Source organism: Streptomyces sp. Rer75 (assembly GCF_013414305.1).
Taxonomy (GTDB): Bacteria; Actinomycetota; Actinomycetes; order Streptomycetales; family Streptomycetaceae; genus Streptomyces; species Streptomyces himastatinicus.
Map to the genome: position 1 here is coordinate 8,684,166 of NZ_CP058693.1, position 26,157 is coordinate 8,710,322.

25 protein-coding genes and 1 pseudogene are annotated in these 26,157 nt (G+C 72.0%); 15 read left to right on the forward strand and 11 right to left on the reverse strand.

Annotation, left to right across the window (positions count from 1 at the left end; all coding sequences use genetic code 11):
- Positions 1–22: 22 nt before the first annotated feature.
- The 12 genes from HYQ63_RS37240 to metF all read left to right on the forward strand — a co-directional run bounded on the left by HYQ63_RS37240 (position 23) and on the right by metF (position 16,210).
- Positions 23–838 carry a 2-amino-3,7-dideoxy-D-threo-hept-6-ulosonate synthase gene (locus HYQ63_RS37240; protein ID WP_179938090.1) on the forward strand — a complete coding sequence of 272 codons (816 nt, stop codon included), beginning with the start codon at positions 23–25 and terminating at the stop codon, positions 836–838.
- On the forward strand, positions 835–1,938 hold the full coding sequence (locus tag HYQ63_RS37245) for a 3-dehydroquinate synthase II family protein (RefSeq protein WP_009719746.1): 1,104 nt from the start codon (positions 835–837) through the stop codon (positions 1,936–1,938). The genes HYQ63_RS37240 and HYQ63_RS37245 overlap by 4 nt, the downstream gene beginning before the upstream one ends.
- Positions 1,939–2,069: 131 nt before the next feature.
- On the forward strand, positions 2,070–2,999 hold the full coding sequence (locus tag HYQ63_RS37250; RefSeq protein ID WP_179938091.1) for a bifunctional transcriptional activator/DNA repair enzyme AdaA: 930 nt from the start codon (positions 2,070–2,072) through the stop codon (positions 2,997–2,999).
- 13 nt (positions 3,000–3,012) lie between these two features.
- A complete protein-coding gene (locus HYQ63_RS37255; protein WP_257232700.1) occupies positions 3,013–4,749 on the forward strand; it encodes a class I adenylate-forming enzyme family protein in 1,737 nt (578 codons plus the stop codon).
- Between the two features lie 112 nt (positions 4,750–4,861).
- On the forward strand, positions 4,862–5,869 hold the full coding sequence (locus HYQ63_RS37260; protein ID WP_179938093.1) for a methyltransferase: 1,008 nt from the start codon (positions 4,862–4,864) through the stop codon (positions 5,867–5,869).
- A gap of 59 nt (positions 5,870–5,928) precedes the next feature.
- Positions 5,929–7,797, forward strand: a complete 1,869-nt coding sequence (locus HYQ63_RS37265; protein ID WP_179938094.1) for an FAD-dependent monooxygenase — start codon at positions 5,929–5,931, stop codon at positions 7,795–7,797.
- 1 nt (position 7,798) lies between these two features.
- Positions 7,799–9,493 (forward strand): FAD-dependent monooxygenase, encoded by a 1,695-nt coding sequence (locus HYQ63_RS37270; protein ID WP_179938095.1) that lies wholly within the window; start codon positions 7,799–7,801, stop codon positions 9,491–9,493.
- Complete coding sequence (locus HYQ63_RS37275; RefSeq protein ID WP_179938096.1) at positions 9,490–11,505, forward strand: FAD/NAD(P)-binding domain-containing protein; 2,016 nt, start codon at positions 9,490–9,492, stop codon at positions 11,503–11,505. Before HYQ63_RS37270 ends, HYQ63_RS37275 begins: the two co-directional genes overlap by 4 nt.
- Positions 11,502–12,908: an adenylosuccinate lyase family protein gene (locus tag HYQ63_RS37280; protein ID WP_179938097.1), complete on the forward strand. Its 1,407-nt coding sequence runs from the start codon at positions 11,502–11,504 to the stop codon at positions 12,906–12,908. Before HYQ63_RS37275 ends, HYQ63_RS37280 begins: the two co-directional genes overlap by 4 nt.
- Positions 12,909–12,976: 68 nt before the next feature.
- A complete protein-coding gene (metK, locus tag HYQ63_RS37285; RefSeq protein WP_179938098.1) occupies positions 12,977–14,200 on the forward strand; it encodes a methionine adenosyltransferase in 1,224 nt (407 codons plus the stop codon).
- Between the two features lie 49 nt (positions 14,201–14,249).
- A complete protein-coding gene (locus tag HYQ63_RS37290) occupies positions 14,250–15,233 on the forward strand; it encodes a carbohydrate kinase family protein (RefSeq protein WP_179940917.1) in 984 nt (327 codons plus the stop codon).
- Positions 15,230–16,210 carry a methylenetetrahydrofolate reductase [NAD(P)H] gene (gene metF / locus HYQ63_RS37295; protein WP_257232391.1) on the forward strand — a complete coding sequence of 327 codons (981 nt, stop codon included), beginning with the start codon at positions 15,230–15,232 and terminating at the stop codon, positions 16,208–16,210. The genes HYQ63_RS37290 and metF overlap by 4 nt, the downstream gene beginning before the upstream one ends.
- Here metF and HYQ63_RS37300 read toward each other — a convergent pair.
- Complete coding sequence (locus HYQ63_RS37300; RefSeq protein WP_179938099.1) at positions 16,137–16,616, reverse strand: nuclear transport factor 2 family protein; 480 nt, start codon at positions 16,614–16,616, stop codon at positions 16,137–16,139. The two genes, metF and HYQ63_RS37300, sit on opposite strands and share 74 nt — an antisense overlap.
- 130 nt (positions 16,617–16,746) lie before the next feature.
- Between HYQ63_RS37300 and HYQ63_RS37305 the strand changes: the two genes are divergently transcribed.
- Positions 16,747–17,526, forward strand: a complete 780-nt coding sequence (locus HYQ63_RS37305; RefSeq protein ID WP_257232392.1) for a 2OG-Fe(II) oxygenase — start codon at positions 16,747–16,749, stop codon at positions 17,524–17,526.
- A gap of 24 nt (positions 17,527–17,550) precedes the next feature.
- Here the strand turns inward: HYQ63_RS37305 and HYQ63_RS37310 are convergent, their stop codons facing one another.
- The 8 genes and pseudogenes from HYQ63_RS37310 to HYQ63_RS37345 all read right to left on the reverse strand — a co-directional run bounded on the left by HYQ63_RS37310 (position 17,551) and on the right by HYQ63_RS37345 (position 22,908).
- The gene (locus HYQ63_RS37310; RefSeq protein WP_179938100.1) at positions 17,551–18,225 is read right to left on the reverse strand and encodes an alpha-ketoglutarate-dependent dioxygenase AlkB; all 675 of its coding nucleotides are present in this window, start codon (positions 18,223–18,225) and stop codon (positions 17,551–17,553) included.
- A complete protein-coding gene (locus HYQ63_RS37315) occupies positions 18,222–18,785 on the reverse strand; it encodes an ABC transporter substrate-binding protein (RefSeq protein WP_257232393.1) in 564 nt (187 codons plus the stop codon). Before HYQ63_RS37315 ends, HYQ63_RS37310 begins: the two co-directional genes overlap by 4 nt.
- The gene (locus tag HYQ63_RS37320; RefSeq protein ID WP_179938102.1) at positions 18,782–19,093 is read right to left on the reverse strand and encodes an Ada metal-binding domain-containing protein; all 312 of its coding nucleotides are present in this window, start codon (positions 19,091–19,093) and stop codon (positions 18,782–18,784) included. The genes HYQ63_RS37315 and HYQ63_RS37320 overlap by 4 nt, the downstream gene beginning before the upstream one ends.
- The gene (locus tag HYQ63_RS37325) at positions 19,090–19,827 is read right to left on the reverse strand and encodes a 2OG-Fe(II) oxygenase (protein ID WP_179938103.1); all 738 of its coding nucleotides are present in this window, start codon (positions 19,825–19,827) and stop codon (positions 19,090–19,092) included. Before HYQ63_RS37325 ends, HYQ63_RS37320 begins: the two co-directional genes overlap by 4 nt.
- On the reverse strand, positions 19,824–20,354 hold the full coding sequence (locus HYQ63_RS37330; protein WP_179938104.1) for a methylated-DNA--[protein]-cysteine S-methyltransferase: 531 nt from the start codon (positions 20,352–20,354) through the stop codon (positions 19,824–19,826). Before HYQ63_RS37330 ends, HYQ63_RS37325 begins: the two co-directional genes overlap by 4 nt.
- 43 nt (positions 20,355–20,397) lie before the next feature.
- Entirely contained in the window at positions 20,398–20,904 is a 507-nt protein-coding gene (locus tag HYQ63_RS37335; protein WP_179938105.1) for a methylated-DNA--[protein]-cysteine S-methyltransferase, read from the reverse strand.
- A 180-nt stretch (positions 20,905–21,084) separates the two neighbouring features.
- A pseudogene (locus HYQ63_RS46200) lies at positions 21,085–22,112 on the reverse strand (helix-turn-helix domain-containing protein); the annotation flags it as partial.
- Positions 22,024–22,908: an NAD(P)-dependent oxidoreductase gene (locus HYQ63_RS37345; protein ID WP_179940923.1), complete on the reverse strand. Its 885-nt coding sequence runs from the start codon at positions 22,906–22,908 to the stop codon at positions 22,024–22,026. The gene HYQ63_RS37345 and the pseudogene HYQ63_RS46200, both read right to left, overlap by 89 nt.
- Before the next feature lie 119 nt (positions 22,909–23,027).
- On the opposite strand from HYQ63_RS37345, the gene HYQ63_RS37350 reads away from it, so the two are divergent.
- Positions 23,028–23,396 carry a helix-turn-helix domain-containing protein gene (locus tag HYQ63_RS37350; protein ID WP_179938106.1) on the forward strand — a complete coding sequence of 123 codons (369 nt, stop codon included), beginning with the start codon at positions 23,028–23,030 and terminating at the stop codon, positions 23,394–23,396.
- Positions 23,397–23,414: 18 nt separating this feature from the next.
- Here HYQ63_RS37350 and HYQ63_RS37355 read toward each other — a convergent pair whose 3' ends face one another.
- Positions 23,415–24,443, reverse strand: coding sequence for an aldo/keto reductase (locus tag HYQ63_RS37355; protein WP_179938107.1), 1,029 nt, complete (start codon positions 24,441–24,443; stop codon positions 23,415–23,417).
- A gap of 131 nt (positions 24,444–24,574) precedes the next feature.
- Between HYQ63_RS37355 and HYQ63_RS37360 the strand changes: the two genes are divergently transcribed.
- Positions 24,575–25,444 (forward strand): helix-turn-helix transcriptional regulator, encoded by an 870-nt coding sequence (locus tag HYQ63_RS37360; protein ID WP_179938108.1) that lies wholly within the window; start codon positions 24,575–24,577, stop codon positions 25,442–25,444.
- Between the two features lie 48 nt (positions 25,445–25,492).
- Here HYQ63_RS37360 and HYQ63_RS37365 read toward each other — a convergent pair whose 3' ends face one another.
- Positions 25,493–26,146, reverse strand: coding sequence for a hypothetical protein (locus HYQ63_RS37365; RefSeq protein ID WP_179938109.1), 654 nt, complete (start codon positions 26,144–26,146; stop codon positions 25,493–25,495).
- Positions 26,147–26,157 lie beyond the last annotated feature (11 nt).

The window sequence follows — 26,157 nt, forward strand, 5'->3', positions numbered from 1 at the left end:
CGGCAGCACAAGGGAGTGTCTGATGCCGAGCACGTCTTCATCGGGTAAATCACTACGACTAGCCAGACTTTCCGGGCACGGCGACGAGCGGTATCTCTTCGTGCCACTCGATCACTCCGTCTCCGACGGGCCGATCGCGACGGTGAGCGGCTTCCAGGAACTCGTCCGTGACGTGGTCGACGGCGGGGCCGACGGAATCGTCGTCCACAAGGGCCGGGCCCGGGTGCTCGCCCCCGAGCTGCTCGCGGACTGCTCGCTGCTCATCCACCTGAGCGCCAGCACGGCACACGGCCCGGACGTCAACGCCAAGGTGCTCGTGGGCGACGTCGACGAGGCCATCAGCCTCGGGGCGGACGCGGTGAGCGTGCACGTCAACATCGGCTCCGAGACCGAGGCCGACCAGTTGACCGATTTGGGCACGGTGGCCGCGGCCTGTGACCGCTGGGGGATGCCGCTGCTGGCGATGATCTACCCACGTGGTCCGCGGGTCACCGATCCCGCAGACCCGGCGCTGGTGGCGCACGTCGTCAGCATCGCCGCCGACCTCGGCGTCGACATCGTCAAGACCGTGTTCGCCTCCCCCGCGGAGCGCATGGCCGAGGTGGTTGAAAGCTCTCCCATCCCCATCATCGTCGCGGGCGGTGGCGACGCCTCGCAGAGCGTCCAGGACTTCGCGGTCTCCGCGCTCGCGGTCGGGTGCAGCGGACTCGCCGTCGGCCGGCGCGTCTTCAACTCGGCGTCTCCCCGCACGACGGTTCAGGAACTGGCCGAGATCGTTCATGGGCCCCAGGGCTCTCCCGTCCCCATCCAAACCTCGCGAATGGCAGGTGCACTGTGAAGCTCAGTTGGGTCGACATCCGCTCGGTCGGTTCCGCGAAGGACGCCATCGTCCAGGAGGCGATTCACGCCCGGGTGGAGGGCATTCTCGCCGCCGACCCGGCGGACCTGGAGAAGCTGCCGCCGACGGTGAAGAAGGTCCTCTTCCCGCAGGGCCAGACGCTCCCCGAGAGCTTCGGCGCGGCGGACGTCGTCATCGTCGACCCCGCCAAGCACGGGGAGCCCGCCGAACTGGCCCTCGCCCACCCCGATGTGGAGTTCGGCCGGTTCGTCGAGATCATCGACGCCGAGACGCTGGAGGACGCCTGCCAGTCCGGCCGCGTCGACAAGTGGAGCGTGCTGCTCTTCCGCGACCCCACCAAGATCCCGCTGGAGATCGTGATCGCGGCCGCCGCCCGTGCCAACGGCAGCCTCGTCACCATCGCCAAGGACGTGGAGGAAGCCGAGATCATCTTCGGTGTGCTGGAGCTCGGCTCCGACGGTGTGCTGATGGCCCCGGCGAAGGTCGGTGACGTCACCGCGCTCAAGGCCGCCGCCGAGGGCGGCATACCCGACCTCGAGCTGGTCGAGCTGGAGGTCACGGCCACCACGCACGTCGGCATGGGCGAGCGGGCCTGCGTGGACACCGCCACCTACTTCGGCAAGGACGAGGGCATCCTGGTCGGCTCGCACTCCAAGGGCATGATCCTCTGCGTCAGCGAGACCCACCCGCTGCCGTACATGCCCACCCGCCCGTTCCGGGTCAACGCCGGTGCCATCCACTCGTACACCGTCGGCCAGAACGAGCGCACCAACTACCTGAGCGAGTTGAAGGCCGGCAGCAAGGTCACCGCCGTGGACATCCACGGCAAGACCCGCCTGGTCACCGTCGGCCGGGTCAAGATCGAGACGCGTCCGCTGCTCTCCATCGACGCGGTCGGCCCCGACGGCCGCACGGCCAACCTGATCCTCCAGGACGACTGGCACGTCCGGGTGCTCGGCCCGGGCGGCACGGTGCTCAACAGCACCGAACTCAAGCCCGGCGACAAGGTGCTCGGCTACCTGCCGGTCGAGGACCGCCACGTCGGCTACCCGATCAACGAGTTCTGCCTGGAGAAGTAGCCACCCCCGGGCGGGCCGGTGACACGCACGGCGCCACCGGCCCGCCCCGGCGGGGCCGCGGGACCACCTCCCCGCACGCATACCTCCGAAAGACCACCACAACGGAATCAGTGCATCCCGGAGGAACAGCCTTGGACGGGACAGTGTCGTCCTACGTGGATGACGACGAGCGGTGGAGAGCCGTTCTGCGCCGAGACCGGCAGGCAGACGGAGTCTTCTACTACTCGGTGCGGACGACGGGCATCTACAGCCGGCCCTCCTGCGTCTCCCGGCCGGCGCGCCGGGCGAACACCGTCTTCTTCACCGACCCGGAGGCCGCCGAACGCGCCGGATACCGGCCGTGCCGCCGGTGCAGACCGCGCGAGAACAGCGCACACGCCTCCTATGTGACCGCCATCGCCAAGACCTGCGAGCTGATCCACGATGCGAGCGAGACACCGAACCTCGACACCCTCGCCGAGGCGGCCGGTTTCAGCCGCTTCCACTTCCACCGGGTCTTCAAGCGGCTGACGGGGGTGACCCCGCAGGCGTACGTGGCCACCTGCCGGGCCGACCGGCTGCGCCGGGTGATTTCCGAGGCCGAGACGGTGACGGAAGCCATCTACCGGTCCGGCTTCACCTCCCAGGGCAACTTCTACGCCGTGTCCCAGCAGATTCTGGGCATGACGCCGACCAACTTCCGTATGGGCGCGGACTCCATCGCCATCAGCTTCGCCGTATCGGGGAGCCCCCTCGGCCCCGTCCTGGTCGCGAAGACCGAGAAGGGGATCTGCTCCGTGCTCACCGGCGACCAGGCCACCGGCGGGGCACGCATGGGCGACGGGCTCACCGGCGACGCCGAGGCAGCGCTCGTCGGACGGCTGAGGGAGCGTTTCCCCAAGGCGCATCTCATCCGCGCCGGCCGGGAGTTCGACGATCGGGTCGCCGCCGCCGTACGCCAGTCGGAGCCGCCGAGGCTGGGCCGGGACCTGCCGCTGAACATTCGCGTCACGGCCATGAGCGAGCGCCTCAGAAAGGCACTTCGCGACACACCGAGCGAACCATCCGTCCAGACACGGTGAAAGAGGATTGGTGATGTTACTCTTCGGCACTCAACGGTCGGCGGCCCAGCGACTGCGGCTGCACGCCGATCGCGGGCTCGGCGCGGGCAACTTCTTCTGGCGCGCCTGGTCGATCGCCAAGGACCGGGACCGGCCGCTCCTCTATCACCCGGATGTCACCGCCCCCGGCTGGGCGGAGACCGAGCCGCCCGGCATCTCCCTGAACGACATGCGCATCACCGTCATCCGGTACGCCACCTGGTACCGCGACCACGGGGTGCGGCCCTCCACCCACGTCGGGGTCTACACCCGCGACGGGCTGGCCGGACTGCTCCACCACATAGCGATCAACAGCCTCGGCGCCGCCGCCGTGCACTGCAACCCCAAGATGGCGTCGCCGACCGCGGCCGACTACTTCCAGCGCACCCAGACGACGGTCCTCGTCGGTGACAAGGACCTGCTCGACGGCTGCACCGAGGCCTGGTCGCAGCAGGGCATCGCCACCGCCAGGACCCCTCTGCTCCAGGACATCCGGCAGCTGGACGAGACCGCCCCGCTGCCGCCCGCCCCGCTGCCCGGATTCCCCTACCGGCACGGGCCCGACGACCTGGTGATGGTCTCCCACTCCTCCGGGACCACCGGCCGTCCCAAGGCACCGATCTTCAGCCACCGCGGGTTCTTCATCGGCAAGCGCGAGCGGCTGTGGAGCTTTCCGTCCCTGCGCACCGACCGCATGCTCACCGCCCTCCCGCACAGCCACTCGTCGGGCATCAGCTATCTCAGCATGGCGCTGCTGCTGGGCATCCCTACCCTGATCCTGGACGATCCGAACGGACGGTCCGTGGCCCAGGCGATCAACCAGTTCCACCCCACCTTCGTCCTCGGCTTCCCGCTGACCCTCGCGGAGATCGACGTCGAGGACATCGACCCCCGCGCCGCCCGGAACATCCACTCGTGGAACGGCATGGGCGACGCCTCGCACGAACGGCACATCAGGCCCCTGATGGGCCTGGGCTCCCGGCCCGGCAAAACCGGCTCCCAGTACAACGACGGCCTGGGCTCCTCCGAGATGGGCATGGTGCTCTTCCGGCAGGTGTACGTCCCCGAGTCGACCGAGTACGGACGGCTCATCGGCCACCCGGCCGGTGTGGTCCGCAAGGCCGCCGTCCTCGACGAGGAGGGGAACGAACTGCCCGACGGGCAGGCCGGGATGCTCGGCGTCCGCACCCCCAGCGTCACTCCCGGCTACTGGGACGACCCCCAGCTCAGCCAGGACTCCCTGCTGAGCGGCTACTTCCTCACCGGCGACATCGTCCGGCGCGACGACCAGGGCCGCTTCTTCCACCTCGACCGCACGCCCGACGTGATCCACGCAGCCGACGGGCCCGTGCACAGCCTCCCCCTCGAAGAGGTCCTGCTGCTGACCACGCAGGCGCTCGACGCCGCGGTGGTGGGCGTCGAGGACCCGGAGGCCCCGGGGAAGGCGGCCCCCATCGGCATCGTCCTCTTCCGAGACGACCGCTACGGCCGCGCCGACCGAGACAGCGGCGGCCACGGCCCCGAGCGCTCCTCCGACGCCCTGCTGGAGGCCGTCAACGCCGAACTCGGCCGCAAGCGGATGCCGTTGCTGCGCGCACTGCTCATCGCCGCCGACCGCGACGAACTGCCCGTGGGCGTCACCGGCAAGGTGCTCAAGCGGCAGCTCCGCGAGCGCCACCGCACCCTGCTGCACGACGCCGCCGCCCACGGGGCCGCGCCACGGGCGAACTGACCGGCGCCGCCGTACGCCGCTCAGCCGGTGTACGCCGCTCAGCCGCCGTACGCCGCCCGCCGTCGTACCTCAGCGGCCTCACCACCGCCCCACCCGATCAGAAGGGCCAGTCATGCACGACGGACACGCCGCGCGCCAAGTAGTCGACATCATCACCGGCTCCTGGCAGTCACAGGCGCTCTACGCCGCGGTCGCCCTGGAGATCCCCGACCACATCGCCGCCGGGCACACCACCGACACGGCCCTGGCCACGGCCACCGGCTCGGGCCCGGACGGCATCACCCGGCTGATGCGGCTGCTGCTGGCCATGGGCGTCTTCGACCGCTCGCCGGAGCACGGCTACGCGCTGACGCCGGTGAGCGAGGTGCTCCGCGCCGACAGCGACGCGTCGATGCGCGACATGATCCAGCTCTACGGCGAGGAGTTCCACACCGCGTGGGGAGCGGTGGTGCCCGCCGTCCGCACCGGATCCTCCGGCTTCGAACACGCCCTCGGCACCTCCATCCACGCGTATCTGGCGAACGCGCCCGGCGCGGGCGCCAAGTTCCAGCGCGCCATGAACGCGGGCAACGTCTTCTTCCCCGATGTCCTGGACGCCTTCGACTTCTCCCGCTGCACCACGGTGATGGACGTCGCGGGCGGCAGCGGCCAGTTCCTGTCGATGGTCCTGCGGGCCCACCCGCATCTGCGCGGGGTGCTCCTCGACCTGCCGCACATGATCCCCGTCGCCCGCGCCCACCTGGACGCCGCCGTGGGCCCCGACCGCTACGAAGCCGTCGAGGGGGACATCTTCGCCTCGGTTCCCGAGGGCGCCGACGCGTACCTCCTCTCCAGGGTGCTCCAGGACTGGGACGACGACCGGTCCGTGACCCTCCTGTCCAACATCCGCAAGGCGCTGCCCGAGGACGGCCGACTGCTCGTCGTGGAGCGGGTCATCCCCGAGGAAGGCGCACCGGAGCTGCTTCCGCTCCTGTACGACCTGCATCTCCTCATGGCCGCGGGAGGGCGCGGGCGGACGCTGGACGGTTACCGCGACGTCCTCACCGCGGCCGGGCTGCGCCTGGAATCCGTCCACCCGCTGGCCCTCGAAACCACGTTGCTGGTCGCGGCCGCCACCTAGGCCCGCGCCGGGGACCCGCGACGCCGACGACTCACGAGAAGGCGAATACGAGGCACTCGATGAACCTCTCACCCCCAACCCGACCGAGCGACGACCCCCGGGTCCTGGACGTCCCCGTGCTGATCATCGGCGGCGGCGGCGCGGGCCTGACGGCATCCGTCTTCCTCTCCGACCTCGGCGTCGGCTCGTTGCTCGTCGAGCGCCACGCGACGACGTCGATCCAGCCCAAGGCGCATATCCTCAACGCCCGCACCATGGAGATCTTCGGCCACCACGGACTGGCCCGGGACATCTACGCCGAGGGCTCCCCGCCCGCCAACTGCGGCGCCATGGCCTGGCTGACCAGCCTCGGCGGCGACGAGCCGTACGACCGCAAGGTGCTCCACCGCGCCGATGCCTACGGCGGCGGCGACCTGGCCGAGCGCTATGCCGAGGCTTCCGCGTACCCGCACGCGAACCTCGGCCAGCGCTGGCTGGAGCCGCTGATCCGCCGCCACGCCGAGGAGCGCAACCCCGGCGGGATCCGCTTCGGACACGAGATGGTGGAATTCGAGTACGACGGGGCCGACGGGGGCAGCGTCACCGCGACGATCCTGGACCGCGCCGCGGACCGTACCTACCGCGTCCGCGCCGGATATCTGATCGCCGCCGACGGCGGCCGCTCGGTGAGCAAGCGGCTCGGCATCCGCATGCTGGGCACCCCCACCTTCCTGGAGTGGATCAACCTTCACATACGGGCCGACTTCTCCGAGTTCATCCCGTTCGACGACACGGTGGTCAACCGCGTCTCCAGCCTCGCCGACGACGGCAGCCTGGAGCACTGCGGCGTCGTGCCCATGGGCCCCAAGCGCTGGGGACGCCACTCCGAGGAGTGGACGCTGATGTTCTCCCGGCCGCCCGGTACGCGGGAGGCGGCGGAGCTGGACGACGAGACGGTCGTCAAGATGGTCCGCCGGACGCTGAAGCTCCCTCAGGACCACCCGATGGAGGTGCAGAGCATCAGCCGCTGGCCCGTGGAGGGCACGGTCGCCGAGCACTTCCGCGCCGGCCGCGTCTTCCTCGTCGGTGACGCCGCCCACCGTCATCCGCCCTCCGGCGCGCTCGGCCTCAACACCGGCGTCCAGGACTCCCACAACCTGGCCTGGAAGCTGGCCCGGGTGCTCTCCGGCGACGCCGCGCCCGCGCTGCTCGACAGCTACGAGGCCGAGCGGCGCCCGGTCGCCGAACGCGTCGTCGAGCGGGCGCTGTTCTCGCTGTTCAACCAGATCGCCTTCACCGCGGGCACCGGCGTGGTCCCGGGGGCCCGCCCCGAGTGGAACCGGGCCCAGATGACCGCCCTGTTCTCCGACACGCCCGACGGCCGGACCCGGCGCGCGGTCCTCGCCGAGTACTTCGAGACCAACCGGATCACCACCGCCCACCTCGGCCTGGAGATGGGCTACGACTACGCCGACGCCGGGTTCGTCACCGGCGACGGCACCGAGCGGCCCGAGCCGGATCCGCTCGGCCTCGAGTACGTCCAGTCCTGCCGCCCCGGCGGCAGGATGCCGCACGCCTGGCTGCGGCGCGGCGGGGAGCGGACGGCGACCCACGACCTCATCGACCACGGGGCGTTCCTGCTCCTGGCCGGTGCGCGGGGCGAGAGCTGGGTGCGCGCCGCGGCCGAGGTCTCCGGAACCCACGGCCCGGCCGTCACCGCCCACGCCGTGGGCCCGGACCACGAGGTGGCCGACCCCGACGGCGTATGGGCCGCCCTGCGCGGCCACGGCGAGGACGGGGCCGTCCTGGTCAGGCCCGACGGGTTCGTCGCCATGCGGCTGAGCTCGGCGTCCCCGGACCCGGTGCGGGAACTGCGCCGAGGGCTCGATGTGGCCCTGGGACGCGCCGTCCCCGTCACCGCCGCGCCGGGTGCGGAGGGGGACCGCTGACATGACCGACGTCCAGCGCACTCCCGTCGCCATCGTGGGCGCCGGCCCGGTGGGCATCATGCTCGCGCTCTTCCTCGACCGCTACGGCATCGAGTCGGTCCTGTTCAACGCCGAGCCCACCATGGAGGACAAGCCCCGGGGCAACACGCACAACGCCCGCACCATGGAGCACTACCGGCGCCTGGGCATCTCCGGCCAGATCCGACGGCTGGGCCCGCCCGCCGATCACACGCTCGACATCGCCTACTTCACCCGTTACAGCGGCTTCGAACTGTCCCGGCTGACGCTGCCCTCGCCGGGGGAGCGGATGCGGGCGCTCGCCGGTACGCCCCGCACCGACCAGACGCCCGAGCCGGTGCACCGCGCCAACCAGATGTACGTCGAGAAGTTCCTCTTCGAGCACGCCATGACCCGCCCCAACATCACCTTCCGCTTCGGCTGGCGGGTGACCGGCCTCAAGCAGAACGCCACCGGCGTCACCCTGGAGGCCGAGAGCGTCACCGGCGGGGCCCGGGAGACCTGGCAGGCGCCGTACGCGGTGGGCTGCGACGGCGGCCGCAGCTTCGTGCGCCGCACCCTGGGCGTGCACTACGAGGGACCCGGATCGCTGGAACAGGAGATCCTGGGGCGCCGTGCCACCGCCGCCCATCTGCGGCTGCCGACCTTCCACTCGGACGTGTTCACCGCCCGGCGGGCCTGGAGCTACTGGTCGCTCAACCCCGACCTGGTCATGAACCTCATCGCGCTCAACGGCCGCGACGAGTTCTTCCTGCTCACCAGCTCCGTCGACCCGGACACCACCAACGCCGCGGAACTGTCCTCGCTGGTACGGCGCGCGGCGGGCACCGCGCTGCCCGTCGAGGTGCTCAGCCACCGCCCGTGGACCCCGGGCGTCGCCCTGGTCGCCGAGCGCTTCACCGTGGGCCGGGTGTTCCTCGCGGGTGACTCGGCCCACCTGTTCACCCCCAACGGCGGCTTCGGCATGAATACCGGGGTGGACGACACCGCCAACCTCGCCTGGAAGCTGGCCGGGACGCTCCAGGGCTGGGGCGGCCCCGGGCTGCTGCGCTCCTACGAGAGCGAGCGGCGGCCGATCGCCCTGCGCAACACCGCGGCCGCCCGCGAACTCAACACCGGCCTCGCCGACATCGAGCGCCCCGGCGTCATGGAGGACGACTCGCCGGAGGGCGCCGCGGCGCGGGCCCGGGTGGGCGCGCTCGTCCGCGCCTACGGGGAGCGCACCCACTCCATCGGCGTGCAGCTCGGCGCCCGGTACGACGGCTCCCCGCTCATCGATACCGACGAGGAGCCGCCCAGCGACTCCATGGGCACCTACACGCCCACCGCCATCCCCGGCGGACGCGCCCCGCACGTATGGCTCGACGACTGGCGCGGCCCCGGCAGCTCGCTCTTCGACCGCTTCGGCCCCTACTACACCGTGCTCCGGCTGGGCCCCGAGCCGCCGCCCGTCAAGGAGCTGGAGGCCGCCGCCCAGGCCGCCGGGCTGCCCCTGCGCACCCTGGACGTCGAGGATCCGGTCGTCCGCGACCTCTACGAGCGCGATCTCGTGCTCATCCGCCCCGACCAGCACGTCGCCTGGCGCGGCAACGCCCTGCCCACCGACCCCGGCGACCTCGTGGCCCGGGTGACGGGGCAGCGGGCGGCGGGCACGGCGCGTGACGGGGACTCCGCATGAGCCGACCCAGCGCGCGCCGGGGCCAACTGAAGGTCGGACTCGTCGGCGTCGGGCCCCGCGGCCTGTCGGTGCTGGAGCGGATCTGCGCCAACGAGCGCAAGTCAGGCTCGCACCGCGAGGTGTCCGTGCACGTCGTGGACCCCTTCCCGGCGGGCGCTGGCCGGGTCTGGCGCACCAGCCAGTCCGACCAGCTGCTGATGAACACGGTCGCCTCGCAGATCACCCTGTTCACCGACGACAGCGTGGAGATGGACGGCCCGGTGGAACCGGGCCCCAGCCTCTACGAGTGGGCCAGGGAACTCGGCCGGAACGCTGATGGGGCCGGCGCCGACGAACGCACGCTGGCCGAGGCCCGTCGGCTCGGCCCCGACGCGTACCCCACCCGGGCCTTCTACGGCGTCTACCTGAGGAGCGTCTTCCGCCGGGTGGTGGCCGACGCCCCGCGCCACGTCACCGTCACGGTCCACCAGGCCCAGGCCATCGGCCTGGACAACAGCGGACCGCTCGCCGACGGCCCGCAGACCCTCACCCTCGACAACGGCGTCCGGCTGACCGACCTGGACACGGTCGTCCTCGCCCAGGGGCACGTTCCCGCCCTGCCCGCACCCCACGAGGAGGAACTCGCCCGTGCCGCCGCCGAGCACGGCCTGCTCTACATCCCGCCCGCCAACCCGGCCGATGTGGACCTCGGTGGCATCGAGCCGGGACAGACCGTGCTGCTGCGCGGCCTCGGGCTGAACTTCTTCGACCACATGGCCCTGCTCACCTCGGGCCGGGGCGGCACCTTCCGGACCGAGGACGGACGCCTCGTCTACGAGCCCTCCGGCCGGGAGCCCAAGATCTACGCGGGGTCCCGGAGGGGCATTCCGTACCACGCCCGCGGAGAGAACGAGAAGGGCGCCCACGGGCGTTACGTGCCGCGGCTGCTCACCCCCGCGACGATCGCCGGGCTGCGGCGGCGGGCGGTCGACGGCGAGCGGGTGCACTTCGGGACCGACCTGTGGCCGCTGATCGCCAAGGAGGTCGAGAGCGTCTACTACGGCACCCTGCTGGAAGTGCGGGGCCGCGCCGCCGACCGTGAGGCGTTCACCGAGCGGTATCTGGCCGCCCCGGCGGGCGAGGCGGAGCGCCGCCTGCTGGACGCGTTCGGCTTCGCGCCGGACGACCGCTGGAGCTGGGACGCCCTCGCCCGGCCGCAGGGCAACCGGACGTACCCCAGCCCGGCCGCGTTCCGGCAGTGGCTGCTGGACTACCTCGGCGAGGACGTGCGCGCCGCCCGCGCGGGCAATGTGAGCGGTCCGCTCAAGGCGGCCCTGGACGTGCTGCGCGACCTCCGCAACGAGATCCGGCTCACCGTCGACCACGGCGGCCTGGAGGGCAACTCGTACCGCGACGAGCTGACGGCCTGGTACACCCCGCTCAACGCCTTCCTCTCGATCGGGCCCCCGGCCTCGCGCATCGAGGAACTCGTCGCCCTCATCGAGGCGGGCGTGGTCCGGATCATCGGGCCCGGCCTCCACCTCACCGTCGATGAGACCCTCCCGTCCTTCGTCGCCGGGTCGGACACCGTGCGGGGCGGGCGGATCCGGGCGAGCGTCCTCATCGAGGCCCGGCTGCCCGAGCCGGACCTGCGCCGCACCGCCGACCCCTTGCTGCGCCATCTGCTCACCACGGGGCAGTGCCGCCCGTACGACATCCCGGGCACCTGCGGGACGAGCTACCGGACGGGCGGACTCGCGGTCACCGAGCGGCCGTACCGGACCGTCGACGTCCACGGCAGCCCTCATCCGCGCCGGTTCGCCTACGGGGTCCCCACCGAGGCCGTGCACTGGGTGACCGCGGCCGGGATCCGGCCCGGCGTCAACTCGGTGACGCTCGGCGACTCGGACGCCATCGCGCGCGCCCTGCTGAACATCCGGGCCGCGGACTCTCCCCTCCAGTCGGTGCGGGGCGGGGAGCCGCAGGAGGGCCACGACGGGCTGCACGGCGGCCAGAGGGAGGCGATCGCATGACCGCTCCGTTCGACGGCGGCCGGGACACCGGACTGCTCTCACCCGTACGGGCCGGCACCCCCATCGAGGCGGACGTGGCGGACGAGGCCTGGCTCCAGGCGATGCTCGACGCCGAGGCAGCCCTGGCCCGGGCCCAGGCTCGGCTCGGCACCGTCCCGGCGGAGGCCGCGGCCGCCATCACGGCGCAGGCCCGCGCGGACCGGTTCGACCCGCGGGCGCTGGCCCTCGTCGCCCGCGAGACGGCGAACCCCGTCGTGGGCCTCGTCCAGGTGCTGACCCGGGCGGTGGCGGCCACGGCCCCCGCGGCAGCCGAATACGTCCACCGCGGCTCCACCAGCCAGGACGTCTTCGACACCGGGGCCATGCTGGTGGCCTCCCGCGCCCTGCGCCGGATACGGGCCGACCTGGACCGGACGTGCGCCGCGCTGGCCGTGCTCGCCGCGGACCACCGGGACACGCTCATGGTCGGCAGGACCCTCGCCCTGCACGCCGTCCCCACGACCTTCGGGCTCAAGGCGGCCGGCTGGCGCCATGTGCTGCTGGACGCCGTCGCACGGATCGACCGCCTGCTCGACGGGGGCCTGCCGGTCTCGCTCGGCGGCGCCGCGGGCACCCTGGCCGGGTACCTCGAATACGCGGCGCTGGGCGACGCGCCGCAGGGGGAGTCCGGCACCGCCGAGTACCTCGACCGGCTGGGCGCCGCGTTCGCCGAGGAGACCGGGCTCGCCCGGCCCCTGCTGCCGTGGCATGCGCTCCGTACGCCGCTCGCCGACCTCGGCGCCGTCCTGTCCTTCACCGCGGGGGCGCTCGGCAAGGTCGCCGTGGATGTGCAGTCGATGACCCGGACCGAGGTCCAGGAGGTCACCGAACCGGCCGCCCCCGGGCGCGGCAGCTCCTCGGCCATGCCGCACAAGCGCAACCCGGTGCTCTCCACCCTGATGCGCAGCGCCGCCCTCCAGGTCCCGGTGGTGGCCACGGGGCTGACGCAGAGTCTGCTGTCGGAGGACGAGCGGTCCGCCGGGGGCTGGCACGCCGAGTGGCTGCTGCTGCGCGAGTGCCTGCGCCTGGTCGGCGGGGCGGCCCACACCGCCGTCGAACTCGCGGAGGGCCTGGCCGTCCGCCCGGAGCGGATGCGGGACAACGCCCATCTGACCGGTGCCCGGGTGGCGTCCGAGCGGGTCGCGGCCGTGCTGGCGCCCCGGCTCGGCAAGGCCAGGGCGAAGCATCTGCTCTCCGAGGCGGCCGCGGAGGCCGAGCGGGACGGGCTCCAGCTCGCCGAGGTGCTCGCCGCGCTCCCCGACGTGGCCGCCCACCTGGGCGCCGAGGACCTGCGCGACCTGCTCGACCCGGCCCACTACACGGGCGCGGCGGGGCCGTTGGTGGACCGCGCGCTCAAGCGCTGACCGGCGCCCGCTCGTCCCGCTCCACCCGTCCGCATCACCTCAGCATCACCTCAGCGGAGGAACTCACCATGGCACTGCGCCTGTTCACCTCGGAGTCCGTGACCGAGGGGCACCCCGACAAGATCGCTGACCGGATCAGCGACACCATCCTCGACGCGCTCCTGAAGGAGGACCCGGCCTCCCGGGTCGCCGTCGAGACCCTGATCACCACCGGCCTGGTCCATGTCGCCGGTGAAGTAACCACCACGGCGTACGCCCCGATCGCGACGCTCGTCCGCAACGCGATCCTCGACATCGGCTACGACTCGTCGGACAAGGGCTTCGACGGCGCCTCCTGCGGCGTCTCGGTGTCCATCGGCTCGCAGTCCCCCGACATCGCCCAGGGCGTCGACTCCGCCTATGAGCTGCGGGTCGGGGGCGCCACCGACGGGGACGCGGGGGACGAGCTGGACAAGCAGGGCGCGGGCGACCAGGGTCTGATGTTCGGCTACGCGTGCGACGAGACGCCCGAGCTGATGCCGCTGCCGATCAACCTGGCGCACCGGCTCTCCCGCCGGCTGTCCGAGGTCCGGAAGAACGGGACCATGCCGTATCTGCGGCCGGACGGCAAGACCCAGGTCACCATCGAGTACGACGGCCACAAGGCGGTCCGGCTGGACACCGTCGTCGTCTCCTCGCAGCACGCGCCCGACGTCGACCTCGACGCCCTGCTGACGCCGGACATCCGCGTCTTCGTGGTCGAGCCGGTCCTGCGGGAACTGGCCGACTGCGGCATCAAGCTGGACACCGAGGGCTACCGGCTGCTGGTCAACCCGACCGGCCGCTTCGAGATCGGTGGCCCGATGGGTGACGCCGGGCTCACCGGCCGCAAGATCATCATCGACACCTACGGCGGCATGTCCCGCCACGGTGGCGGCGCCTTCTCCGGCAAGGACCCGTCCAAGGTCGACCGCTCCGCGGCGTACGCGATGCGCTGGGTCGCCAAGAACGTCGTGGCCGCGGGCCTCGCGCAGCGCTGCGAGGTCCAGGTCGCGTACGCGATCGGCAAGGCCGAGCCGGTCGGTCTGTTCGTGGAGACGTTCGGCACCGCCACGATCGACGCCGAGAAGATCGAGAAGGCCATCTCCGAGGTCTTCGACCTGCGTCCGGCCGCGATCATCCGCGACCTGGATCTCCTGCGTCCGATCTACGCCCAGACGGCGGCCTACGGTCACTTCGGCCGTGAGGACTCCGACTTCACCTGGGAGCGCACCGACCGCGTCGACGCCCTCCGCGCGGCGGCCGGACTGTAGTCCGCGGCTTCTTATGACCCCACCGACCGCTCCCAAGGAGGACACCGACGTGCGCATCGCCGTCACCGGATCGATCGCGATAGACCATCTGATGGTCTATCCCGGTCGGTTCGCCGAGCAACTGATCGCCGGGCAGCTCGACAAGGTCTCGTTGTCGTTCCTCGCCGACGATCTGGACATCCGGCGGGGAGGCGTCGCCGCGAACATCGCCCTCGCCCTGGGCCGGCTCGGGCTCAGCCCCCTCCTCGTCGGCGCGGCCGGGGTTGACTTCGCCGCCTACGGCTGCTGGCTGCGGTCCAACGGCGTGGACACGGAGTCGGTGCGGGTCAGCGAGACGCGCAGGACCGCGCGTTTCGTGTGCACGACGGACGCCGACCAGAACCAGATCGCGACCTTCTACGCCGGTGCCATGGCCGAGGCGAAGGAGATCGCACTCGAACCGACCGTGCAGCGCGCCGGGGGCCTCGACCTCGTGGTGATCGCCCCCAACGACCCCGAGGCCATGCTGCGGCACACCGACGAGTGCCGCAGCCAGGGGTACGCCTTCGCCGCCGACCCCTCGCAGCAGCTCGCCCGCACCAGCGGGGGCGAGGCGCGCAGGCTGGTCGAGGGCGCCCGCTACCTGTTCACCAACGCGTACGAGGCGGCGATGCTCCGGGAGCACACCGGCTGGAGCGACGCCGACATCCTGGACCGGGTCGGCACCTGGATCACCACGGACGGAGCCGAGGGCGTCCGCGTCGCGGCGGCGGGGCGGCCGCCGCTGGAGATCCCCGCCGTCCCGACGTCCGGGGTGGTCGACCCCACCGGCGGCGGCGACGCGCTGCGCGCCGGATTCCTCGCCGGTCTCGCGTGGGGGCTCGGCCACGAGCGGGCCGCCCAACTCGGCTGCGCCCTGGCCACGGTGGTCCTGGAGTCGGTCGGCACCCAGGAATACCAGCTCTCCGCGGACGACCTGGTGAGCAGGCTCGACAAGGGCTACGGCGGCGAGGCCGCCCAGGAACTCGAACCCCACCTGGCGGGGTCGGCATGACCGCGCCACCCCGTACGTACCCGACCGGACGCGGCCTCGCCGAGCCCCCGGCGGCCGCTTCCGCGACGCGGGCGCGCGCACCGCGCCGGAACCTCGCCGAGGTGCTCGCCGCGGGGGAGCGCTCGTACTCCTTCGAGTTCTTCCCGCCGAAGAACGAGGCGGGCGAGCGGACCCTGTGGAACGCGATCCGGCGGATCGAGCAGTACGCGCCGACCTTCGTCTCGGTGACCTACGGAGCGGGCGGCTCGTCGCGGGACCGGACGATCGGGCTGACCAAGCGGATGGCCGCGGAGACCACCCTGCGGCCGGTCGCCCACCTCACGGCGGTCGGGCACTCGATCGGCGAACTGCGGAACATCATCGGCCAGTACGCGGACGCCGGAATCCTCGACGTCCTCGCCCTGCGCGGCGACCCGCCCGGCGACCCCCGCGGCCCCTGGCTCACGGAACCGGACGGGCTGACCTACGCGAGCGAACTGGTGGCACTCATCCGTGAGTCGTGCGACTTCAGCATCGGAGTGGCGGCCTTCCCGGAGCGCCACCCGCGCTCCCCGGACTGGGACAGCGACATCCGGCACTTCGTGGCCAAGTGCCGGGCGGGCGCCGACTACGCCATCACACAGATGTTCTTCGACGCCGAGGACTATCTGCGGCTGCGCGACCGGGCGGCGGCCGCGGGCTGCGACATCCCGATCATCCCCGAGATCATGCCCGCGACCGACTTCCGCCAGGTGCGCCGCTTCGCCGAACTGAGCGACGCCCACTTCCCCGACGACCTCGCCCGGCGGCTGGAGGCCGCCCAGGGCGACGCCGACGAGGGACGCAGGATCGGGGTCGACCACGCCACCGCCATGGCCCGGCGGCTGCTGGACGAGGGCGCGCCGGGCCTGCACTACATCACGCTCAACCGATCGACCGCGGCGCTGGAGATCCATCGGAATCTGGCGCCACGACCCGTCCGCCACACGCCTCGCTGATCGCGGCGGGGTCCCAGTAGTAGGGCCGGATCTCGCGGATGCGGCCGTCCCGGAGGGTCACCGTCTGCACGATGGAGGTGACCACTTCGCGGCCGGTCGCCCGCGAGACGAAGCGCACCCGGTTGGTGGCCACCACGGTGTCACGGTCGACCAACTGCCGCTGTTCGAGGAATTCCATCGACTGCCACAGCTCGCCCATGACGGCGATGAACCGCTCCATGCCCTCGGGCCCGTGCCACACGCCCGTGAAGGGCAGCCCCGGCGCCTGGTGCAGCTCCACCTCCGGGTCCAGGCACGCGGCGATCTCCTCGAATCCGGCCCGGCCCGGGCCACCCGCCATGACATAGGCCCGCTCGGCCTCGTAGAACCGCTGCATCACGGCGATGGCGCTGTCGTTCGAAGACATGGTGTGACGACTCCCGGGGAAACTCCGACACTTCGTTCTCGTATCCCAGCCAAGCGTCCGGGCCCCCGCATTGCTGGCGGGATTCGGCCATCGCGCTCCGCGGCCGCTCCCAGCCGGAAGACTGTCGGTCATGGACCAGACCGAACTGCCCCTCGACCTGCCCGGCGATACCGCGGGCGCCGGGGACGCACCGCACACCGCCCACGACGCCGTCCCCGCCCTCGCGGACCTGGACTGGCCCGCGCTGTACGCCCAGCTGAACGAGAACGGTGTGGCCCTCACCCCTCCGCTGCTCTCCCGCGAGCAGTGCGAGACGCTCATCGCCACCTTCGACGACCCCGCGCTGTTCCGCTCGACCGTGGTGATGCAGGCTTACGACTTCGGCCGCGGCACCTACAAGTACTACGCCGACCCCGCCGCCGTACCGCTCGTCCAGACCCTGCGCGAGAAGCTGTACCCGCCGATGGCGTGGATGGCCAACCAGTGGGCGCCCCTGCTGAACGAGCGCACCTTTCCCGGCACGCTGGACGAGTTGCTCGCCGAATGCGCGGACAACGGCCAGCGCCGGTCCACCCCGCTCATCCTCGACTACGGCCCCGGCGACTACGCCTGTCTGCACCAGGACATCTACGGGGACATCGTCTTTCCCCTCCAGATCGCCATCATGCTCAATGAGCCCGGCCAGGACTTCACCGGCGGGGAGAACGTCTTCGTGGAACAGCGCCCCCGCTCCCAGTCCCGCGCCAGCGTCCTCACCCCACGGCTCGGACAGGGCATGATCTTCCCCGTCCGCCACCGGCCCGTGCGGGGACCGCACGGCTACCGCCGCCACCCCATGCGGCACGGCACCAACGCCGTGGCCACGGGACGCCGGACCACGCTCGGCGTCATCTTCCACAACGCGCGCTGACCCCGCACCGCCCCCGGGCTCATGTCATCGCCCGGCCTCCCGATCGGTGAGGCCGGTGACGCGCATGGTGATGTTCAGGCGCCCGGAGGCGAGCCCGGTGGCGGGGTCGGCGGTGCCCTCATGGACCCTGGGCACGCCGTGGTAGACGTACCGGGAGGGGCCGCCGAAGACGAACAGGTCGCCGGAGGCGAGTTCGATGTCGGTGTAGGGCTTGGTGCGGGTTTCGGTGTTGCCGACGCGGAAGACGCAGGTGTCGCCGATGGACAGCGACACGACCGGGGCCGAGGACCGCTCGTCCTTGTCCTGGTGCATGCCCAGCTTGGCCTGACCGTCATAGAAGTTGATCAGGGCGGTGTCCGGGGTGTACGCGGCCGCGCCCTGGGTGTCGCCATAGGCGTCGAGCAGGGCGCGGCGGCCCAACTGGACCATCCAGTCGGGGAATTCGGCGACGCGCTCGCCGTTCACGTCGTCGGCGGTGCGGGTGTACTTGTAGGGCTGCCAGTGCCAGCCGATGCACACCGTCTGCACCGACATGACGCCACCGCGCGGCAGGCGGGTGTGGCGGATGGGGACCGGGCCGGTGGCCCAGGCGCGGCAGGCGGTGACGAGTTCGCGCTGCTGTTCCAGGGTGAGCCAGCCGGGCAGGTGCACGGCCCCGGGGGCGATCTCCATGGCGGGGCGGGGAATCAGGGCGGTCATGCGGTGCTCCCGGGCGGCGGGTAGGAGGTGACCCAGCGGTGGCGTACGGCCCAGGTGCCGCCCTCGGCGGTGGCACCGCGCAGGCCGTGCAGCGTGTCCGGCCCGGCCAGCGCGGGGAGGCGGGAGTCCCTGAGCGCGGCGAAGGCGACCGTGCGGGCCGGATCCCAGTCGGTGGAGTGGCGCAGCCGGCGGGCCAGCTGGGCGAAGCCGAGCGGGGCCGCGGCCATGACCCAGGCGTCGGGCTCCTCGGCGGTCAGCCGGCGCGCGGGGCGCAGCCAGGACGCGGCGCTCTCCGGCCAGTCCACCCTGGCGAGGACCTTTCCGCCGCGCGCCTTCCACGCGGCCGCGAAGGCGTCGGCGGCGGCGCGGGATGCCGGGTCGCGGCTGTGGCCGACGGCGACGGTCTCGATGCGGCTCTTCGCGGGGGTCAACAGGCCCACGAGGGCGTTGAGTTCGGGGGCGGTGTGCGGGGCGGGGCACGGCAGGTCGCCGTACGCGGCCAGCTCCTCCGCGGGGATCAGGGGCGATCCGGATGCCGGTGGTCCCGTGAGACTGCTCATGGTGTGGTGGTGTTCTCCCGGTTGGCTTTCCACAGGGCGTACTTCCGGGGCAGGCACACGGCGCACGGCCGGTATCCGGCGGCGATCGCGGTGGCCTCGTCCACAAAGAACACCCGGTGTTTCACATAGTGGCCGCGGGCGATGGCCCGCAGCGCGGAGGGGCAGTCCAGACGCCCGTAGAGCCGCATGCCCCGGTGTCCGCCGAGACTGCCCGGAACGGCGCTGCGATACGGCACCCCGTCCGGGCCGATCAGGGTACGCGGGCGCTGCTCCGGGAGCCGGGCGGGGTCGGCCGGGGCGGGAGTCACGCGGCGTCGTGGAAGACGAGGCCGAGGGTGTGGCGGTGTCCGGAGCGGACGGTGCTCACGCCGTGCCGCATGGGCCCGTTGGCCCAGCCGCGCTTGGAGGCCACGGGGCGGTCCCGGGTGGTGAAGATCAGCCCGTGGCCCTTGGGCAGGGTGGTGGACGATCCCCTCGACTGGGCGCGGGGGCGCTGCTCCGTCATGATGAACTCGCCGCCTGTGAAGTCCTCGCCGGGGGCGTCGAGGCCGACCACGACCTGGAGCGGGAAGAGCATCTCGCCGAACACGTCCCGGTGCAGGGCGTTCCAGTCGCCCGGGCCGTAACGCAGCAGGATCTGGGCGGACTTGGCCTGCCCCGCCTCGTGGCACATCGTCAGCCACTCTTCGAGGGTGTCCGGCCAGGGCGAGGGCCGGTCCAGTTTGCGGGCCCAGTCGCGGGCGATGGGCAGCAGCCGCGGATAGAACGCCTCGCGCAGCTCGCGCACCAGGTCCGGGAGGTCGTGGGTGAAGTAGCGGTACTGGCCGGAACCGAAGCGGTAGCGGGCCATGTCGATGGTCGTGCGGAAGCGCTCGGCCTCGTCGTACAGCCCGGCGATGCGGTGGCATTCGCCGGGAGTGAGGAGCGGCCCGGTGAGCGCGTGGCCGAACTCGCCCAGTTCGCCGGTGAGCGCGTCCCAGTCGTCCGCCGCGACGCGGTCGGCCACCTGGCCCTGGCTCGCGGAGCTGATGGTGTCGGTCATGAGGTGCTGTTCCTTTGCAGTGCCGCGGACTCGTGTGCGTGCTCCAGGTCCAGCAGCTGTCGTTTGCGCTCCAGGCCACCGGCGTATCCGGTCAGCGCGCCATTGGCGCCGATCACGCGGTGGCAGGGGCGGACGACCAGCAGCGGGTTGGCCCCGATCGCCGTGCCGACGGCGCGGACCGCGGCGCGCGGGGCGTCGATCCGGGCGGCGATGTCGCCGTAGCTGAGGGTCGTGCCGTAGGGGATGGATTCCAAGGACGCCCAGACCCGCTGCTGGAAGGCGCTGCCGCCGGTGACGTACTCGATGTCGAAGCGGGTCAGCTTGCCGTCGAAGTACGAGCGGAGCTGGCGCGTGATGTCGGCGAAGGCGTTCGCGTCCTCGGTCCAGCCGCCCTGGACGGTGGGGCGGCGCTTCTGCTCCGGCACCGACAGGGAGGCCAGTGCGGTGCCGCCCTTCGCGGTCGCCGACTCCTCGCCGACCAGAAGCAGTTCGCCGAGGGGGCTGTCCATCGTGGTGTAGACCGTCATCGGCCTCGTTCCTCCGGTGATTGTCGAGGTGTGCCGGTGCGGGTCACATGAGTGTCGGCTGGAGCACGCCCTCGTGGGTGAGCAGCTGCACCTTGCGCTCGACCCCTCCGGCATAGCCGCGCATGGTCCCGTCCGCGCCGATCACCCGGTGGCAGGGCCGCACCAGCAGCAGCGGGTTCGCGCCGATCGCCGTGCCCACGGCCTGGACCTGACCGCGGGGTACGCCCAGACCTTCGGCGAGCTGTCCGTAGGTGGTCGAGGTGCCGTACGGGATCTCCTCCAGCGCGCGCCACACGCGCTGCTGGAAGTCCGTGCCGCCGGGCGTGAACGGGATGTCGAAGGCGGTGAGCCCGCCGTCGAAGTACGCGCTCAGCTGCCGGGCGACCTCCGTGAACCGGTCGGGTGCGTGGCGCCACTCGGGCCGTACGGCCGGAGCGTTCTTCTGCCCGGGCATGGACAGCGAGGTCAGGGTGAGGGTGTCGTCCGGCGTCTCTTCGCCCACCAGGAGCAGTGCGCCCAGGGGGCTGTCCAGCGTGGTGTAGATGGTCATCGTCGTGCTCTCATCGCTCGTCCGCTGTGGCTTCACTGTCAACGATGAGGGGTCGCGGCCCGGAATGCTGGCGGTATTCGGACATTACGCTGGGGTGCGACGCCGGGCGGCCGCGGCTTCGGCGGTGGCCCCGGCGGCGGCCCTCCAGAAGTGGTGCGTCGCGTACGGCGTGGTCGCGGTGAGCGTGCGCAGCGTGCGGCGGCGGGATTCGGGCATCCCCGGCTCGCCCAGCGCGGCGTCGGCCAGCACCTCGGCCGTGGGGAAGAGGTCCGTCAGCCCGCCGCCGGGCGTCCGCGGCGGCTGCCCGTAAGCGGCCACGAGCGCGCTGCCGAGTCTGCGCCCGGCCACCACCGAGACCTGCTGGCACCGCGCGGACGGCCAGCTCATGCGGATCCGCGGCGCCCGGGAGCGCAGCCCGGGGCGCCGGGAGACCAGTGGGGCGAGCGCCGGGTCGGTGCCGTCCCCCGGGGACTCGCCGACCTCGGCGATCCCCGATGCGTGCGGCAGGCGCAGGGTGCGCCGGTAGACGCGTGCACCGCGCTCCCCGGTGAGCTGCTCGATGCCGTCGAAGGCCCGGTTGCCGAGGTACTCGAAGACCTCGGAGGCGGCGTACGGGCCCCGGAAGGCGAGCCGCAGCGGCACCCCCGCCGCCCCGTTCGCCGAGCCGGGCGCCCCGAACCGCGGCGGGCCCCGGCTTCGGCTCCCGCAGACGGCTCGGGGTGGCGGCGTAGATCTACCGGACGGTGTCGTTGAACTGCCGCACACTGGAGAACCCGGCCGCGAAGGCGATCTCGGCGGCCCGCATGTCCGTCGTCTCCAGCAGGATCCGCGCCGTGTGCGCGCTGGGCGCGCGCCACGCCGATGGGCCCGGCGCCCACCTCGGCGTTCAGCTGCCGCTGCGCCCGCCGCGCGCTGTACCCCAGCCGCGCCGCCAGCCCGGCCACGCCTTCGCGGTCGACGATGCCGTCCGAGATCAGCCGCATGGCGCGGCCGACCGCGTCGGCACGGGCGGTCCACTCGGCGGAGCCGGGCACGGCGTCCCGCGGCGGTGCGACGGCGGGAAGCGCACCTCGCGCCGACCACCGGCCGGGGACCGCGCTCAGCGGGCGTTGCGGAAGATCACGCCTGGCGGCGCGGGTCGCGGATGCCGTCGATGATGCGGGTCCAGTTGTCGCCACCGTGCCCGTCGTCGATCGCGCGCCGGTAATGCGCCTGAACCGCTTCCGGGAGCGCGAGGTCGAGGCCGATCGATGCGCTGGTTTCCACGATGTGGTCGGACGTCGCGCCCATCATCGTGACGGTGCTGAGGTCGCCCGGATGCTCCCCGGCATCCAGCGCGGCGCCGGGAGTCTCCTCGCCCGCCGCCACGATCGCGCCGACCGAGTCGGCGAGGGAGAGCAGCTCCGGCAGCGCCTCCTGGGCCTTCATCCCCACACTGCCCAGCATCGCGGTCGCGTGCATCAATCCGGACAGGGTGGTGAGGAACAGCGTGAGCTGGGCCTGGTACATCATCTGGGCGAGGCCCGGATCGTCGCCCAGATACTTCGGCGCGCCGAGCAGCGCCAACGCCGCCCGGTGGCGCTCCAGCGCCTCGTCGGGGCCGCTGTAGTAGATGTACGACGCCTCGGTGCCGACCATCGGCGCCGGGACCATGACACCGCCGGTGAGGAAGGTGGCGCCGTGGCCCGCCGCCCAGGTGCTCGCCTCGCGGGTCCGGTCGGGGGTGTCCGAGCTGAGGTTGACGAGCGTCCGCCCGGTGAGCGATCCGGAGGCGTCGCCCAGGATGTCGTACATCGCGCGGTAGTCGGTGAGGCTGAGGATCACCAGCTCGCTCGCTTCGACCGCCGCGGCCGGGGTGGCCGCGAGCGTGGCGCCGTCGGCGACGACGCCGTCCGCCCGGCCGGCGGTGCGGTTCCAGACGGTGACCGGATGACCGGCGGCAAGCAGGGCGCGGGCCATGGCCTGGCCCATCGGGCCCAGCCCGAGGACGGTGACGGGGCTCATCTGCCCGGAGAATGGGGTCTGTTGTTCGTTCACCCCTCCATGATCGGAGCGCCCCAGTACTCTCGGAAGTACCCACTAAATACTGCGGTACTTACCTTTTTGTAAGGAGCGGCACGGCAATGGCCAGGACTCCGAGAAGCGGTCCCTACATCTGCGGCATCGACGCCGCCCTCGACGTGGTGAGCGGCAAGTGGAAGGGGCTGATCCTCTGGGAACTGGACGCCCATCGCGTACGCCGCTTCTCCGAACTCCGCCGCGGCCTTCCGGGCGTGACGGAGAAGATGCTGACCCAGCACCTGCGCGAGATGGAGAAGGACGGCCTCGTGCACCGCGAGGTCTACGCCGAGGTGCCGCCCCGCGTGGAGTACTCCCTGACCGAGCACGGGCACACCCTCAACCGAGCCCTCGGCCCGCTCGGCGCCTGGGGCGTCGACCGGATCCGCCGCGAAGGCTCCGAAGTGGTCGACGTGCCCGAGACCGCACACTGACAGGCCACGTGGTCCGGGTCAGCGGCGGCGCAGCGCCTTGTCCGTGAGCGCGGGCGGATCGTAGTGGGTGACGTCGTGGTTGAGGTCGGTGCCGGGTGGCACGATCTCGTCGATGCGGTCGAGGATGTCGCCGCTCAGCACCGTGCCTGCGGCGTCCAGCAGCGAGGTGAGCTGGTCGTGGGTGCGGGGGCCGATGATCACGGAGGTGATCGCGGGGTGCGAGAGGACGAATCCGGTGGCGAGCGCGGGCAGAGTCAGCCCCGCGTCGGCGGCCACCTTCCTCAGCTCGTCGACCGCGGTGAGCTTGGCGGCGTTGCCAGGCAGGCTCGTGTCGAACAGCTGTGGCAGGAAACTCGAGCGGGTGGCCTCGCTCGGTGCTGCGCCGTCGGGACCGCCGTACTTGCCCGACAGCCAACCGCCCGCGAGAGGACTCCAGGTGAGCGCGCCCATTCCGTACTTCTGCACGGCGGGCAGCACGTCCCGCTCGATGGCGCGGGCCAGGATCGAGTACGGCGGCTGCTCGCTGCGGAAGCGGACATGACCGCGCTTCTCGGCGACCCACTGGGCCTCGACGATCTCCCCGGCGGGGAAGGTGGAGGAGCCGACCGCCCGGACCTTGCCGGAGCGCACCAGGTCGGACAGCGCCGACAGGGTCTCGTCGATGTCGGTGTTCGGGTCGGGGCGATGCACCTGGTAGAGGTCAATCCAGTCGGTTCCCAGGCGGCGCAGGCTGTCCTCGACCGCACGGACGATCCAACGCCGGGAATTGCCCCGGTGGTTGGCGTCCGGGCCCATCGGGTTGTGGAACTTGGTGGCGAGGACGACGTCGTCCCGGCGGCCCTTCAGGGCCTTCCCGACGATCACCTCGGACTCGCCGTCGGAGTACATGTCGGCGGTGTCGATGGTGTTGATGCCGGCGTCGAGGGCGGTGTGCACGATGCGGACGGCCTCGTCGTGATCCTTGGTGCCCCACGCGCCGAGCATCATCGCGCCGAGGGTGTACTCGCTGACGGATATGCCGGTGCCGCCGAGGATCCTGCGGTTCATACCTGTTCCCATGCCCTTCGCGTGTCTGGTGTCGGAATCCACCCTGCCCGCCGGCCCCCGCACCAGCCAGACCCGGCGGATCCTGGTACCCGCAGGGCCAGGCTGGCCCCGACATGCCGGAGAATGGTCCGATGCATGCCGAGCCGGAGATCAACGCGTTCCTGAAGGCCCGCAGGGCGACCCTCGACCCGGCCGACGTCGGACTGCCGCCCGTCGGGACACGGCGCAGGGTGCGCGGGCTGCGCCGCGAGGAGGCCGCCCGGCTGGCGGGGATCAGCGTGGAGTACTACACGCGCATCGAGCAGGGCCGCGGCGGGAACGTCTCGCCGGAGGTGCTGGATGCCCTCGCCCGCGGGCTGCGGTTGACCGCGGCCGAGCACGAATACCTGCGGAACGTGGTGCGCCGGGCAGCGCGCGGTGGGGCCGCGCGGCGGCCGGTCCGGGAAGTACCGCAGGTCGTGCGGCCCGGCCTACAGGCGGTGCTCGACGCGATGGACGGCGTCGCGGCCCTGGTCTACGGCCGTGCCATGGACGTGTTGGCATGTAACCGGCTGGGCGGGCAACTGCTGTGCGGTTTCGCGCAGCGGTCGCCGGAGGAGCGCAACATCGCCAGGCTGATGTTCCTCCACCCGGACGTGGCGGCTACGCACCCGGAGGTGGCGCAGATCCGCCGCGAGGTCGTCGCCGTGCTGCGCGCCCAGGCCGGCCGCATTCCGGACAGCGATCGACTGTGCGAGGTGGTCGGCGAACTGCGGGAAAAGAGCCCGGAGTTTGCCCGACTGTGGGAGTCACAGGAGGTCGAGGGGAAGGGACATGGCGTCAAGCGCCTCGAGCACCCCGAGTACGGGCCGCTGGAGCTGCACTTCCAGGCAATGCGACTGCCGCCACCGGACCAGGAGCTGACGATGCTGCTGTACGCGGCAGAGCCCGGCTCGCCGTCCCAAGCGGCACTGCTTGCGCTCTCGGGAAGAGCCGCACCTCATGCAGACGCCGTTGGTTAGTTCGGGGCCGTGGGGGCTTGGAATTCCTCACGCGAGGCGGGTCGCCGTTCAGGGGGTGCGGTTCCGCGTGCGCTGACGGTGGCCCCTGACGTCGGGGCGGCTGATGTGGCCCGTCGGGCGCTGGGACTCGCCGAGCCAGAGCTGGGGGACGTGGCTCCGGACCGCGTCGACCACCGGCTGCTTGTTGGGGGCGGTGAGGGTGACGCGGTGGCGCAGGCGGGGGAGGCCGGGGTGCAGGGGCTCCTCGTCGCGGACCAGGCCCCACAGGATCGGGTCGTCCCGGTCGATGGGGCCGGTGGGGTACAGCTCCAGGGAGTAGATCTTCCCGTTGCGCCCGAAGTCGCTCCAGTAGAGGGCGACTCCGGAGAGGCTGTTCCAGGGAATGACGTTCCGCAACTCTCCCTTTTCGAGCCAGAGGCCCGTGTGGTCGATGAGGAGCCTGTTGCGGCGGTTCGCCCAGAAGGGCACGAAGAGGATGACTCCGAGAACACCGAGGGCCACCATGAACGCGAGTCCCACGAACCCGCTGACGGTGGACTCTCCCTTCTGCTGCCCCGTGGCGACCAGGACGGCACCGAAGATGCCGACGGCGCCGATGGCCATGAGGACGAGGGAGCAGGGGAGCCCGGTCATGGCGCTGCGGCGGCCGATGCGTATGACCGTGGCGTTCGGCGCGGGGGAGGGCGTGTGCGGCGACGACATGGTGCGTGAGC